Annotated in this window: 11 protein-coding genes; 5 read left to right on the forward strand and 6 right to left on the reverse strand. The window is 62.1% G+C overall.

The annotated features are described in order from the left end of the window. Positions 1-224: 224 nt before the first annotated feature. Positions 225-668 carry a D-aminoacyl-tRNA deacylase gene (gene dtd / locus OKW20_RS20000; protein ID WP_429174599.1) on the reverse strand — a complete coding sequence of 148 codons (444 nt, stop codon included), beginning with the start codon at positions 666-668 and terminating at the stop codon, positions 225-227. A gap of 334 nt (positions 669-1,002) precedes the next feature. Between dtd and OKW20_RS20005 the strand changes: the two genes are divergently transcribed. The 5 genes from OKW20_RS20005 (at position 1,003) to OKW20_RS20025 (ending at position 6,433) form a co-directional block, all read left to right on the forward strand. Next, positions 1,003-1,989: a polysaccharide deacetylase family protein gene (locus OKW20_RS20005; protein ID WP_429174602.1), complete on the forward strand. Its 987-nt coding sequence runs from the start codon at positions 1,003-1,005 to the stop codon at positions 1,987-1,989. Between the two features lie 142 nt (positions 1,990-2,131). Next, positions 2,132-2,539: a BA14K family protein gene (locus tag OKW20_RS20010; RefSeq protein ID WP_429174604.1), complete on the forward strand. Its 408-nt coding sequence runs from the start codon at positions 2,132-2,134 to the stop codon at positions 2,537-2,539. Between the two features lie 98 nt (positions 2,540-2,637). Further along, positions 2,638-3,258 (forward strand): DUF1349 domain-containing protein, encoded by a 621-nt coding sequence (locus tag OKW20_RS20015; protein ID WP_429174606.1) that lies wholly within the window; start codon positions 2,638-2,640, stop codon positions 3,256-3,258. 232 nt (positions 3,259-3,490) lie between these two features. After that, positions 3,491-5,848 carry an Orn/Lys/Arg decarboxylase N-terminal domain-containing protein gene (locus tag OKW20_RS20020; RefSeq protein ID WP_043623887.1) on the forward strand — a complete coding sequence of 786 codons (2,358 nt, stop codon included), beginning with the start codon at positions 3,491-3,493 and terminating at the stop codon, positions 5,846-5,848. A 24-nt stretch (positions 5,849-5,872) separates the two neighbouring features. Continuing rightward, positions 5,873-6,433 (forward strand): GNAT family N-acetyltransferase, encoded by a 561-nt coding sequence (locus OKW20_RS20025; RefSeq protein ID WP_402324594.1) that lies wholly within the window; start codon positions 5,873-5,875, stop codon positions 6,431-6,433. Positions 6,434-6,459: 26 nt separating this feature from the next. On the opposite strand, the gene OKW20_RS20030 is transcribed toward OKW20_RS20025, so the two are convergent. The 5 genes from OKW20_RS20030 to OKW20_RS20050 all read right to left on the reverse strand — a co-directional run bounded on the left by OKW20_RS20030 (position 6,460) and on the right by OKW20_RS20050 (position 14,257). Next, on the reverse strand, positions 6,460-6,936 hold the full coding sequence (locus OKW20_RS20030) for an SRPBCC domain-containing protein (protein ID WP_429174608.1): 477 nt from the start codon (positions 6,934-6,936) through the stop codon (positions 6,460-6,462). 181 nt (positions 6,937-7,117) lie between these two features. After that, the gene (locus OKW20_RS20035) at positions 7,118-10,672 is read right to left on the reverse strand and encodes an aminotransferase class I/II-fold pyridoxal phosphate-dependent enzyme (RefSeq protein ID WP_429174616.1); all 3,555 of its coding nucleotides are present in this window, start codon (positions 10,670-10,672) and stop codon (positions 7,118-7,120) included. A gap of 96 nt (positions 10,673-10,768) precedes the next feature. Beyond that, complete coding sequence (locus OKW20_RS20040) at positions 10,769-11,860, reverse strand: GNAT family N-acetyltransferase (protein WP_429174618.1); 1,092 nt, start codon at positions 11,858-11,860, stop codon at positions 10,769-10,771. Further along, positions 11,811-13,223, reverse strand: a complete 1,413-nt coding sequence (locus OKW20_RS20045; RefSeq protein WP_429174620.1) for an FAD-binding oxidoreductase — start codon at positions 13,221-13,223, stop codon at positions 11,811-11,813. Before OKW20_RS20045 ends, OKW20_RS20040 begins: the two co-directional genes overlap by 50 nt. Next, positions 13,220-14,257: a methyltransferase gene (locus tag OKW20_RS20050; protein ID WP_429174623.1), complete on the reverse strand. Its 1,038-nt coding sequence runs from the start codon at positions 14,255-14,257 to the stop codon at positions 13,220-13,222. Before OKW20_RS20050 ends, OKW20_RS20045 begins: the two co-directional genes overlap by 4 nt. Positions 14,258-14,329 lie beyond the last annotated feature (72 nt).

A 14,329-nucleotide genomic window follows, 5' to 3' on the forward strand; every position in this document is an offset into this window, starting at 1 on the left:
CAGCATCAGCCAACCCAGGAAACTCTAGAGCGAAGGTCGTCGTCGCCAGCAGCGCCGCCGCCCTCGTCAGTGATCGGGCTTATAGACCCCCATCCTCACAGACGTCAACAGGGATTTTCATGGACCCGACATAATTCTAACAACACATTGAAAACAAACGGTATTTCTATCCACAAGCAACAACGGCCACTGTCCGCCCGGGTAAACGGGCGGAAAGTGGCCGTTCAGCCAGCCGCCGTATCCAGCCAGATCGTCACAGGACCGTCATTGACGAGCTCCACCCGCATATCCGCACCGAAAACGCCATTCGCAACAGCAACGCCAAGGGTCGAGACTTGCGCCGAGAAATGCTCATAGAGGCGCTTTCCCTCCTCCGGTGGCGCGGCCGTCGAGAAACCCGGCCGGTTGCCTTTCGTCTCTGCGGCCAAGGTAAACTGGCTGACGACGAGCGCTGATCCGCCCACATCGACCAGCGAACGGTTCATGCGATCCTGATCGTCCCTGAAGATGCGCAGGTTGACGATCTTGCGCGCCAGCCATTCGCTTTCCGTCTCGGTATCGCCCTTCATCGCACACACGAGGACCAACAGGCCGTTGGCGATTTCTCCCGTGACCGTTCCGTCTACAGTGACACGCGCAGATGAAACGCGCTGGACAAGTGCTCTCATGCAAGAATTCTCCCTATGGCTTGCCCGCGTTTATCCACTGCGAGGCGGTTGCAATCAAGCGCTAGGCGAACCGGACAGCAACCGTCAGGACAGCGTCGTCAGATCTGGTCGAACAACGGGTGGACCGTCGTCGAAAGGCTTGTCGATCGTGCGCAATGTTGAGGCAATCCGGGCGTTGTGATCTCACGGGGCAATGGAGAGATCGGCGAAGGCGGGCGTCCGACATGAAGGCACGCGCTTCAAACCGGAAGCGAAGCGGCCTTGACGATTGGTGACCGCGACACGACGCAAATGGCCCCCGGGCACGGCCAGAGAAACCAAGCGAGGATATCGAATGCGCGCGACACTGGTGATGGCGGGCCTGATGATGCTGCTGACGCCGGCAGAAGCGGCCCGATCGCAGGCGCTCGAAAGCAGTTGCGCTGCTCCGCACGACAGGACAGTTGCCGTCACGTTCGACGATCTTCCCTATACCCGCGCAGGCGATGCGGAAGCCCGGGACCTCGAAGCGGTCGCGAAGGCTACGAATGAAGCCATCCTGGCCGGACTCGCCCGTGGCAACGTTCCCGCTATCGGGTTTGTCGTCGAACGGCGCGTGCAGGCGCTGGGTGAGATCGGTCGGGCGCTGTTGGAACCGTGGAACGCTGGTCGATTGGAGCTTGGCAATCACAGTGCAAACCACCTCGACAGCAATACTCTGGACGTCGATGCGTTTCGTCGCGAAGTGATCGATGGAGAGGCCAGCATTCGGCCGATGGTGGAAAGGGCGGGCCGTAGCCTTCGGTTCTTCCGGTTTCCCTACAATCACGTCGGGGACACGGATCAACGTCGCGAGGCATTCGAGCGGGTACTTGGCGAACGCGGATATCATCTTGCGGCATCCACCATCGATACGTCGGATTACGTGTTTGATGCCGCCTATGAACGTGCATTGGCGCGATCCGATACGGCGATGATCCAAAAGATCGAAGACGCCTACATGGACTATAGCCGCGTCGAGATTGCGTATTATGCGGATCTGAACCGCAATGTCCTCGGGTGCGAACCGCCCGGCATCCTGCTGCTCCATGCCAACCGCATCAATGCGGCCACCATCGATCGCATACTCGAGCTTTTCACAAGTGCTGGCTACCGCTTCGTCTCCCTGGAGGAGGCGCAAGGCCATCCGGCGTACAAGGCCCCTCCTCGCTTTTCCACGAAGTTCGGACCGATGTGGGGATACCGCTGGGCAAAGGAGCGGAACGTCAAGGTGCATGGAAGCAAGGAGGAAGAGCCACCGGCGTGGGTGATCCAGTATTCCGATCCGGACGCGCCGCGCTGATCCGAATCCATGGCCGAGATCGAGCTTCAGCACTCTCCTCGCCGCGGCGGTTTAAATCCCTCCGCTTCGCTGCAATGTTCCCGCAACGCGTGGTCGCAAGACTCCGGAACCAATCGGTTCGATATTTGAAGGAGTAGGTCCCATGCGTGCGTCGGTCTTCGGTAAGGTTCTCGCGCTGGCTGCAGCTTTGGGAGCGACCGTGCCTGCCCCAACCGTCCTTGCTGACGATTACGATGGAGGTTGGCGCCATTGTCGGGACCTTCACGGAAGGGAGCGGTGGCGCTGTGAGGAAGCGCGGCGCGATCGGTGGCGCGAGCGCCAGGAAAAACAGGACAAGAAGGATCTGAAGGCTGGTTTGGCTGCCGGCGCGATCGGCTTGGCGCTCGGCGCCATCATTATCGGAGCGGCGCAGGAGGCGGAGCGCAAGCGCGAGGCGGAAGCTTATCGGCGCAACGACCGCGACGCGCGGTGCCTTGCGCGCTACCGCTCCTATGACCCGCGCAGCGGAACATTCATTGGGCGTGACGGCCGGCGCTACGAATGCCGGTGAAAGCTGGGCGTCCGGCCGAAAGTCGTCCGCACAGGCATGGCGGTCCGTCGCCCAAGAAGCCTTTACCGACGCCTGCTCCAGCCATAGATGGTACCGCAATGGTGGGCGCGCCCGTGCGCGCCGATCGCACAGGGCTGGAGGGCGTTTTGACGGATTTTAGCTGGTTGAATGAGCCGCGAAACTGGACCGTCGAAAATGGCGTGCTCACGCTCGAAACGGAGGCGAATACCGACTTCTGGCAGACGACCTTCTATGGCTTCAGACGCCATTCCGGTCATGCCAGGCTGCAGCCGGTGAGCGGAGACTTTACCGCATCGGTGGTCGTGCGCGGCGACTATCGCGAACTCTACGATCAAGCCGGACTGATGCTCATTATCGACGAAACTCACTGGCTGAAGACCGGCGTAGAGTTCACCGACGGCCTCATGCATTTCTCGGTTGTCGTCACGAACGGAACGTCGGACTGGTCGGTAATCCCGCTTGCGCGAGCGCAGTCGAACGCTGAAGTGCATATCCGGCTGACGCGGCACGATGCTGCGCTCAGGGTCCAGTTTCATCTTGGCGATGGTCTATGGCAGATGGCGAGATTATGTCCATTCTCCGCTGATGACGCACGGATAGGCGTCATGGCCTGTTCTCCCGAGCGCGAAGGCTTTACCGCGCGGTTCGAAGGATTTTGCCTGGGCGCTCCGATATCGCGCGACTTGCATGCCTCATAGGAACACTTGCTGCTAACAACAGCGATCCGCTCGCCTGAACCAGGCATTCGAGGTCCGTTGGACCCGTCATCCGTATTCCTTCGCACGTGCCTCGCCGCGGTGGAACTTCAAGAGCGCATCAGGCGTTCCGCAACCTCCTGCGGCTCGACGATCGCGTCTAACCAGGGCCGCCGTCACAACATCGTCACGAAACGCACGAACAACTCGCTTCGTGTAAATGGCGGAGGCACCGATGGATTACTTCAGACGCTTCACCTTTTTGTTCGCGACACCTGCCTTCGACAACGAGGATCTCGAAGGGGCCCGGTATAAGCAGATCGTCGAGGAGATCGAGCGGTCCGGTTTCGAGGTGGTCCGCGCGCGCAGTCTTGAGGACGCGGAGATCGCCGTCCAGACGGATGCAGCCATCGGCTGCATGATGGTCGACTGGGGCAAGAAGGGCATGGAAGGCAAGACCGCCTCCCTCATCAACCTGATGCGCCGGCGCGGCCTCGAATTTCCGATCATCCTGCTGATCAGGCGCAAGCGCTTCGAGGACGTGCCGGTCGAAGTGCTCGACTTCATCGACGGCTATGTCTTTTTGTCCGAGGAGACCCCTGCCTTCATCGCGAAAAACCTCATCAGCCGCCTCAAGCAATATGCCGAGACGATGAAGACGCCTTTCTTTGGCGCGCTGGTGGATTACGCCGAGGAAGGCAACCAGCTCTGGACCTGCCCCGGGCATAATGGCGGCGTGTTCTATAGCCGCAGCCCGGTCGGCCGCGTGTTCATGGAGCATCTGGGCGAAGCGGTTTTTCGCGACGATCTCGACAATTCCGTGCTCGATCTCGGCGATCTTCTGACCCATGAAGGGCCCGCGCTCGCCGCCCAGAAGGAAGCCGCCAAGATCTTCGGCGCCGAAAAGACCTACTTCGTGCTCAACGGCACCTCGACCTCGAACAAGGTCGCTCTCTCCGCCCTGGTTACCGATGGCGATCTGGTTCTGTTCGACCGCAACAATCACAAGGCCGCCCATCACGGTGCCTTGATGATCTCCGGCGGCATCCCGGTCTACGTGCCGACCGCCAGAAACGCCCATGGCCTGATCGGTCCGATGGATTTCGGCAGCTTGAACGAAGAGACGCTTCGCGAGCGCATTCGCACCCATCCGCTGGTCAAGGACCCGGATGCCTGGCGGAAGCCGCGCCCGTTTCGAGTGGCGGTGGTGGAACAGTGCACCTATGACGGCACGATCCACAATGCCGAGATGATCCTGAAAGCCATCGGGCATCTGTGCGACTATATCCTGTTTGACGAGGCCTGGGCGGGCTTCATGAAATTTCATCCGCTCTATGCCGGTCGGTTTGCCATGGGCCTTGCCGAACTCGGCCCCGAGGCCCCGGGCATCATCGCCACGCAATCAACGCACAAGCAGCTTGCAAGCTTTTCCCAGGCCTCGCAGATCCACATGAAGGATCGGCACATCACCGGCCAGAAACGCCGGGTCGAACACCGGCGCTTCAATGAAAGTTTCATGCAGCACGCGTCAACCTCCCCCTTCTATCCGCTCTTCGCGTCCCTTGATGTCGGAGCGCAGATGATGAAGGGCCGTTCCGGCGAAGTGCTGTGGGATGATACGATCCGGCTCGGCATCGAGCTTCGCAAGAAGATCCGGGCGGTGCGGCGGGAGTTCGAGGAAAAGGAACGCCGGCCCGAGCGCCGCTGGTTCTTCGAGCCCTTCGTGCCGGATCGCGTGGCCATGCCGGATGTGGCAAGCCCCGGAGCGGTCCACGACGTGCCATGGGAGAGTGTCGCCACCGATCAGCTCGCCACCAATCCGGCCTTCTGGCACCTCTCCCCGGGGGCCGCATGGCACGGCTTTTCCGATATGGCGCCGGGATTCGCGATGACCGATCCCAACAAACTGACGCTGCTCACGCCGGGTTTCGACAGGGCAACCGGTGCCTATGCCGAGCACGGAATTCCCGCACCGATCGTTGCGCAATACCTGCGCGAGAACCGGATCGTCGCTGAGAAGAACGACCTCAACTCCCTGCTGTTTCTGCTCACGCCCGGCGTCGAGGCAAGCAAGGCGGGCACGCTGATCAGCGGCCTCGTCGCATTCAAGCGGCTTCACGACGACAACGCGCCGCTGGAAGAGGTCATCCCGGAGTTCTATCGCCGCCGCCCCGGCCGCTACGCCGGCGTGCGGTTGCGCGACCTTTGCGGCGACATGCACCGCTTCTTCCGCGACGCCAATGTCAGCGCCCTGCAGGCCAGGCAGTTTTCCGAAGAGCACCTGCCTGACATCGCCCTTTCGCCCCATGACGCGGCGCGCTGCCTCGTGCGCAATGACGTGGACTTTCTGCCGATCGACGCCATTGCCGGGCGGATCGCAACGACGCCTTTCGTCGTCTATCCGCCCGGGATCGCCACCATCGTGCCGGGCGAAAGGCTAACCGCGCGCGCGCAGCCGATGATTGACTATCTCAAGATGTTCGAAACCTGCTTCAACACGTTCCCCGGCTTCGACGTGGAGATCCAGGGCCTTTACCGCCAAACCGACGCGTCCGGCCGCATTCGACTTCATACCTACGTCGTCGCTGAATAAAACTCAGGAGTATCGAGACCCTTCATGCCGCAGGATGAAACGATTATTATTCGCCCGTCCCGGGAGAGCGACGTCGACGCCATGCTGGCCATCTATCGCCGGCATATCCGCCGCGGCATAGAAGAAGGCGTGGACGAGGGGGATACGCCGCAGCCCGACGACCTGCGCGAGCGACGGAAGAACCTGAAAAGTCGCCGCTTGCCCCATCTCGTCGCGATCAAGGAGGGCGCCGTTGTCGGCTATGCCTATGTCGTCCTGTTTCGCAAGCGCCCTGCCTACCGCTATACCGTCAAGCACTCGATCTATGTTCAACACGAACATCTCGGCCAAGGCGTCGGGCGCCTGCTCATGCGGGGCCTGATCGATGCCTGCGCCGCAGCCGGCTTTCGCCAGATGATCGGCTATATCGACGCCGACAATGTCGCCTCGCTCACTTTGCACGAACGCTTCAACTTCGTTCGCGTCGGCCTGCTGCCAGGTGTCGCCTACCGCTACGGACGCTGGGCCGATAGCGTCATGGTCCAACGCTCACTCGGGACCGGATCCACGACCCCGCCACCTCCCCCGCCTCTCTCCACCCGTTGAGGATCGAAGACCGGCGGACCGTCCCTTCACCGCCGTTCAAGCAAGCGACCGAGCGAGCAATACTCCACCAAATTGTCGAGGGCCGCATTGGTCCCGATCTCCGTGCCTGAGATCATTCGGTCACCGAAGAGGGACGTCACCTGGACGGTCATCTTGACCTTCGTTGCATCGCCGTCGGCCGCCAGTTCCGTTGTAATCAGGCTCGACATCAGTTTTCTCCCGCCGGCTTCAACGATCTCGGCGCTGACCACGAGTTCGTCCGGGACAATCGAGATGTAGGTCGTGCGCCCGGTGTATTGCGGGTTCTCCAGTGAACCGCAGCGGAAATGGTCTTCGCCACCCGCGCGAAAGTCGGCCGCGGTGTAGACAAACGTTGCGTCGTCAGACGGCGCGCTCCAGCCGGCGCGGATGACCGGATCGGCAAATGCCTTGAAAACCGACGCCACCGGAGCTTCACAACGCCGTTCGAACTCGAATGTCTTATGCCCGATTTCATAGTCCATAATTCGCTCCATCGCCCGTCCCCCCAGAGTTTCTCGTGCGCATACTGCTTGCAATACGCAATCGGTATTTATCAGGACCGATTGTGTTTCGCAATCAGATCGGCAAATTCGCAGTGATGTATCTGCTTCCTGCCAGGGTTCACCCAATCCGCCGAAGAACCAGACGTTCCGGACCGCAACGCTAGGCCCTTAGAAACGAAGCATCGGCGGCACCGCTTGCGTCAGCAGCGAAGCGCCCGATGATCTCCCGCAAGCGGTCAGGCCTGTGCGCAGCCGTCACCGAGGTGCGAAGCCCGTTTACGCGCCGGGACCAAGGCGAGGACACGGGCAGCGCATAGACCCCGAGACGAAGGGCGCGCTGGAACAAGGCAGCCACGTCGTCAGGGCCGGCACACAGGAGCGGCACGATCGCGGTCGCCGACCGGGCCGTGTCGAAGCCCAGTGCGTTCAGGCCCTCGCGCCACAAGGCGGCGTTGCGATCAAGCCGTGCCTTCAGCGCACGCCCTTCCAGCCGCAGCAGTCGCGCTCCTTGCAAGGCGATAAAGGCATTGAGCGGAGAGAGGCTGGTTGAAAAGCTGGCGGCCCGGTGAAACCGCAAGCGCGCCATGTCGGCAAGCCGGCAGGTGACATATCCACCCGTCGACCCGATCGCCTTGGCCAGCGTGCCGGTTCGAATGTCGATCGATCCCGGGAGGCCGAAATGACTTTCCACTCCGGCCCCGTCGATACCGAGCAAGCCCAGCGAGCAGCCTTCATCGACGATGAGAAGGCAGTCGAAGCGGCGGGCAATCGCATGGATTGCCGGCAGATCCAGCACGTCGCCCTCGATGCTGAAGACCCCCTCGGTCACGATCGCTCTCCTCTCCGTCCCGGATCGAGGCGTCGCGGAAAGAAGGCTTTCGAGATTGCTCGCATCATTGTGCCTGTAGGTCGTGATCCTCGCACCGCTCAAGCGGCAACCATCGACGATGGACTGATGGCAATCCTCGTCGACGAAGAGGTGGGCGTCGCCCTCAACCACGGCGGAAATTGCCGAGATATTGGCCAGGTAGCCGGACCCATAGAGCAGCGCAGCCTCGCTGCCGTGGATCACCTTCACGGCCATTACCAGCTGTTCGTGCCAGGTCGTGAACCCATTCAGCTCCGCCGAGCCATGTGCACCGTGCGGACCGCTCTGGTCGAGAAAACGAGCGATCTGCGCACGGATTTCAGGCCGCCCGGCAATTCCGAGATAGCTGTTGGAACAGCAGTGATCGAAGGCGCCCTGGGCAAAGCGAATATCTGTCTCGGTGACATCCAGTACCGATCCGAGGAGGTCGCGCGGGCGGGTCTGGGGGCTTGCCACCCGACGTGGCGACAAGGGCGCAACTGGGGAGGAGCGGCCCAAGCGGGACATCCCCCGATCCGCCAGAGCCGAGGCAAGGTCGGCAATCGACATGCCGTTGTGAAACCCGTCGAAACCATGCGGGCCGCCGCCCGTTTCGCCAGACAATTGCGTAGTCAGCTCGACGAAACGCAACGAGTCGATGCCCAGATCCGCCAGGGCGAGATCCTTTGCGGGATCGTCTTGTCCGGTGTGCCGATGGACGAACGCGACGATCCGGTCGAGCAAGGCGGTGGCTGGGGCCGACACATTCGTCTCATCCAACCCGATCTCTGAGCGTACATGTGCGGTGAGCGCCTGTGCGTCGATCTTGCGGTTGAGCGTCAGGGGAAGTTCACCCATCGCGCACAGGCGATGTGGAACCATGTAATGTGGCAATCGCTGCGCGAGCCACTGGCGAAGACCGTCAATGCCATCATGCTCCGCTGCATCCCACGGGACGAAACATGTGACCAAGGTCGGCAAGCCGTCGATCGGCAAAACAAGTGTCGCGGCATTTTCTATGGCCGGGTGCTGACGACACATGTCATCGATCGCTGCGAGTTCGATGCGATAGCCGCTGATCTTGATCTGGTCGTCCATCCGACCCGTAAAGACAACGCCATAACTCGCCGAGACGTAGCCGAGATCGCCGGTCAGATAGGTGGGCACGTCGTCCGGTTCGGGCACAATGTCATGCCTGAACTTGCGGGCCGTCAGTTCGGGGTCGCCGGCATAACCAAGAGCCAGGTGGCGGCTGCGCAAGGCGATTTCTCCGACTTGGAACGGTAGTGTCAGTCGCCAATGAGCGACGTCCCGAACGATAAGATCGACATCTTTCATGCCGCGTCCAAGCGGGACAATTTCCGGGAGTTCCGCAAGCGCATCGGGATCGGACGGCACCTCGTAGAACCCGACGGCGCGCTGCGTTTCGGTTGCGCCGTAGAGATTGACGATCCGCGCTTGCGGCACCGCCGCGCGCAGCGTGACGGCCTGCGATCGCGTCAGCGCACCGCCAACACAGAAGAGCGCGCGCAGGTGCGGCAGGTGGGCCGATGATCCGAGCCAAGGCACCAGGGCCGCATTGAGGCAAACGAATTCGACCCTGTTGGACGCCAGCCACCGGGGAAGGCGCTGTGGTTCGCTCAGGTCACGCTCGTCCGGTATGACAATGCGCCCGCCGAGATAGAGCGGCGTCATGATGTCACGCTGCAGCGGGTCATGGCCGATGCTCGAGCACATTCCAAACGCGGCATCCGCCATCGGGCCGAAACGATCATCCATCCAATCGAAAAATCGGGTCAGCGAGCTGTAGCGCCCCAGAACCGCTTTCGGTTCACGCGTCGTGCCGGATGTCAGCGTAATGATCGCGCAGTCGTCGCCCTCGAAGCGGTCCGTGCAAATCGGGGGTGCCGCGGCGTCCAGCGTCAGGTCGATGGCGGTCACAGCAGGAACGCCCGGCGGCGCGAGATCCCGACCGCTGAGATCGATGACCAAGGCGGGGCGGACAATGCGCCGGCAGGTCGCGACATAGGCAGGCGGCTGACGCGGATCAGCCAGGCAGATGGCAAGGCCAGCCTTGAACGCAGCAAGCACTGTCACCACGAGAACCGGCCCGCGCGGCGCAATCACCATCAAGCGATCGCCCTTCGCAAAAGCGAGACGCCGCCAGTTGTGGACAAGACTGTCGCTCGCACGGGCGAGTTCGCCATAACTCATCCTCGTGTCCGCCGTGATGATCGCCGAGCGATCGGGGGCCTGTGCCGCGAGCGCGGAGAAGCGGTGGATGAACAGATCCGGAGCCGTTTCGACGGCTTTCGGCGTGACCGCCTGAGTGGGAAGCACAGCCCGGATCGTAGCTGCGATATCGGCCGTATCATCCACGCCGCGGCGTGTAAGCGGGACCAACCCATTGACCGCGCGCTCCAACATCGCCGGGAAGCCCGGATCGATGACACCGCGCCGCTGAATGTAGGTGACGGTCAAGTTGTCCCGGTTCTCGGTGGCCTCAAGGACCAGTGCCGTGCGCGGATGCCAGCGTTCGACGGTCGCAAGGTCAACGGCTGTGCGGGCGAAGACGATCACATGTTCGCCCTGACCCAGCGTATTTCGTTCGGCACCATCGCTTGCGCGGACCAGTCGATGGCACGCGACGAGACTAATCGGGCCATCGGTGAGCTGCGCCAGTTCGATTGACGAGAACGCCGGAGGACCGCCGCCGACCCAGCGGCATAGCCAGGTTTTGGCGGTGAAGGCGCCATCGAAAAGCTGGTGGAGCGCGATCAGCGCCGCGAGCCACGCCTCCGGATCGGCCGGCGGCAGAGTCCAGACGAAATGCTGATACATGCCATCGTGAGCGACGCTTGACGTCATGGGTTCCGCCTCCTCCTAGGTTTCCCTCCGTCCCATTTATCGGCACCATTGGCCAACGGGCGCCGCCTACCCAGCGCCTCGCGATAACGACCTGCGTTATCCCTCGACAGCGCGCTGAAATGTCGGCAGGAAATGGGATTGGACCGGCCGGGGTCGCAGGCCATGCCGCGTCTTGAAACGCGGGTTGCGGCGGCCAGCTTCGACGACCACCTTGCCGGTGGCCATCGCCTCTTTGATGGCGGCCAGGAAAGCAAGGTAGAACGGGCTGATCTGAGGCACGGCGGTATAGTCGTTTCCGGCCACCCACCAATGCAGTGTCGTCTCATCGACCAGAAGAACTGTCGAACCGATCAACCTGCCTTCCAGCCTCTGCTCGAACACCCGGACGTGTCCACCAAGAGCTCGCAGAAAGTCCTCGAAGATACCCGGACGGTAGTAGTCGGCATTGCCATACTTGGCGGCACCGGCGCGGGCGAGCGCAACGAAGCCGTCGAGGTCGGCATGCTCCACAGGGGCGACTTGGGCGACGATGCCCGCGCGCTCCGCAATGCGCATGTAGCGCCGCAAGTTCTGGCGCACGGGCTGGTTTAACAGGGCAAGGTATCGATCGATGTCGGGAATGGGCGTGAGATCGACAAGGAACCGTTCTTCGACCTGGACCCCTACCATGCCTGCAGCCGTGAGAGCACGGCTCAGTTCGCCGGTGCCATCGACATTGGTGAACCCCCAGAGCGCTACGCCCAGATCCGCGGCCAGCGCTTCCATGGCCCATAGCACAGCACCGACGACATCGGGGTCGAGACCACGCGCCGGGATCCACGTGTCGTAGCAATGCCAGACATGGTTGACGAGGATGAGCTCGCCGCCATAGTCGGCAAAGTAATTGTTGAGGATTTTCATCGGATCGACGCCTTTCAGCAGGTAGACCGGGGTCGCAAAAACCAGTCCGCCCTGCGCGTCCTCACCGACGATGTAGAAATGCGCCTGCACGCTATGCAGCGGAAATCTCTCGAAGGCCCGCAAGAACGCCGAACGGTAGAAGAGCGGCGCGCCGCAACTGGCGACCAACTCGTCCCAGCGCCCTGGGCCTGCCTCGTCGATCTTGCCGTAGGTACGAACGCGCATCGACATACCCCCATTACGGATGCAGGTGAGAAAACGGGCTATGAAAAACCCCGCGCGGATCATGCTGTCGTCGTAAGGTCCGGAGACGATCGAGCGCGATCGCCGAAAAGCACCGACCGACCTCACCAAGCCGCCCCTCCAGATCGAACTCGTTGACGTAGGTGCCGGTCGCTATGCCAGCCATGTCGTCATAAAAGCGGCGCAGCCAGGTGGCGTTGATCGCGTCGTCCCCAGCCAGATCCCATTGCGCATAGGTCGAAACGAAGTACCGACCCGAAACGGAGTAGGCAGCGTCCGGTTGCGCCTGCTGTCCACGCCAGACGATCAGGGACAAGGTGGCGGGCGACGGTGCGGCCGGGAGATGCCGCATGATGATCTCTGCCGCGTCTCCGATGGCATCACAAAGCACGTTGTCCGTGCGATAGCGTTTCGACACGAGAATGTCTTTTCCTTGTTCCAGGACCTGCGCGAACGTTATGGCCTGATCGTCGGTGGGCGCTAAAGCGTTCGCGAGAATGGGCAACGCTGCCAGTTGCGCCTGCATCGACCGGGCCGCTGCGGCATCATCGGCAAAGGCGATGGCCGTGAGGGCCGCGATGCGACCATGGTCCTCGGCGGTACATGTCTCGGCCAGCCCCGGCGGTGCCGCGACGGCCGCCAGCATCACCTGAAGCCGCCGATCGAGAGCGGGGGCGATCTCCTCCAGAGCTTTTGCCAGGCGCGGCAGGTCGGAAAAGCGAAACACATAGGTTTTGCTCGTGATCGCACCGGGGTAATCGTAACAACGCAGGTGGAAGCGCGTCACAATGAACGGAAGTCCGGGTCCGCCTCCCCGCAACGCCCAGAAGAGGTCGGCATTTTCATCGGCGCTGACCCGTCGCGAAACGCCGTCAGCCGTGACGACGTCTGCCGCCAGAATGTTAAAGGTGCTCATGCCGCCCCAGGCGGCACTGTTGACCCCAAGCCCGCCCCCCAGAAGGAACCCGCCGATCCCGACGGAGGCGTCGTGGCCAACGGGAAACGCCAACCCCTCCCGTTCCAGCGCCGCACAAATCTGCCCGCTCGTCGCGGCCGGTCCGACGCTTACCCGACGCGACACCCGATCGACCGCCACATCGTTCAAGCGGGAGAGGTCGAGCAGCACGCCCCCATCGCACAGGAAGATCGCGCTGTAGCTGTGGCCCGTGCCGCGCGCGCTGACGGAGAGATTGTGGCGTTGCGCGAAATCGACCGTGGTCGCCACGTCGGCGTCCGAACGCGCCTCGACGATCAGGAGTGGGGAGCGTTCCGGCGGACGTCCGTTCCAGACGAGCGATCGCCGAACGAGATCATAATCGGGCGACTGGCGGCCGAGCACCCGGCCCTCGATCGCCTGGGTGAAGCGCATCATTTGCGCGGCGGTTGGAGCACTTTGCGACCCGTTCATGGCTTTAAAGCCGTGACGATGCTGTGGTAGCCGAAAGCCGGGATGACCTGCAGATCGCGAAAACCGGCCTCCTCCAGAAAGCCGCATATCTCAGGACCGGAGTACTGCGCGCCCTCGCCCCAACCCAACATGATCATGCTCGTCGCAGCGGCGGGAAAGGGGCCGGTCTTGCCGGCGTCGTCATAGAGGATCTCATGGACGACGATCCGCCCGCCGGGCTCCAGAGCGCCAAAGCTCTTGTGGCTGAGGAAGCGGCATTTTTCCGGCGCCCAGCCATGGTAGACGTGGGAATAGAAATGCAGGTCGGCCCGCGGAAACGGATCCGTCCACATGTCGCCGGCCCGGGCGTCGACGCGATCGGCAAGACCGTAGCGAGCGATGAACTCTTCCGTCACCGGGCAGACGGTCGCAAGATCGAACACGGTCGCAAGCAGCTGCGGAGCGGTGCTGACCGCCGCCAGCGCATGGGCGCCCGAGCCTCCGCCGATATCGAGCATTCTACGATGGGCGGTAAGATCCAGCTTGTGCACCCATCCGTGCGCCGCCGATACGCTGACCGAATGCATCGCCCGCGTGAACGTCCGGGTCCGTTCGGCATCCTCGCGATGGGTCGCGTAGATGTCCTCGACGCCATAGGCCCGCGGGGCGCCGCTGACGATCGCAGCTTTCAGGGCGTCGAACGAAAAGACCTCACGATTGTCGATCAACAAATCCCAGTAATGCCCGAAGTAATTCGGGCTGTTTTCCAGAAGATAGGACTTTGACAACGGCGTCAGGCGATAGCGGTCATCGACGAACTCAAGGAAATTGAGCGAGGTCGCGGCGCTGACCAGAATCTGGGCGCTGCGCCGCTGGAGCTTCAGGCCGTCGCAGAGCTGCTCGAAGGTCGGGTTCCTGTCGGCAACGAACCGAAAGAGACCGAGCCGGTGCGAAATGAACAGCGCCGGCAGTCCGAAGATGCCGAAAATGACGTCCCATAGCGGACGATCGTCCACACCTGGATCACCCGCGTCAGTCAATTGCTGAATCGGCATAGCAATCCTCCCAGGAAAACTCGCAATCGTTCGAGCCCTGTTCTTGGCGAGCCACTCTGGACTCGCATATTC

The organism is Ensifer sp. LBL (genome assembly GCF_050435225.1).
Taxonomy (GTDB): Bacteria; Pseudomonadota; Alphaproteobacteria; order Rhizobiales; family Rhizobiaceae; genus Ensifer.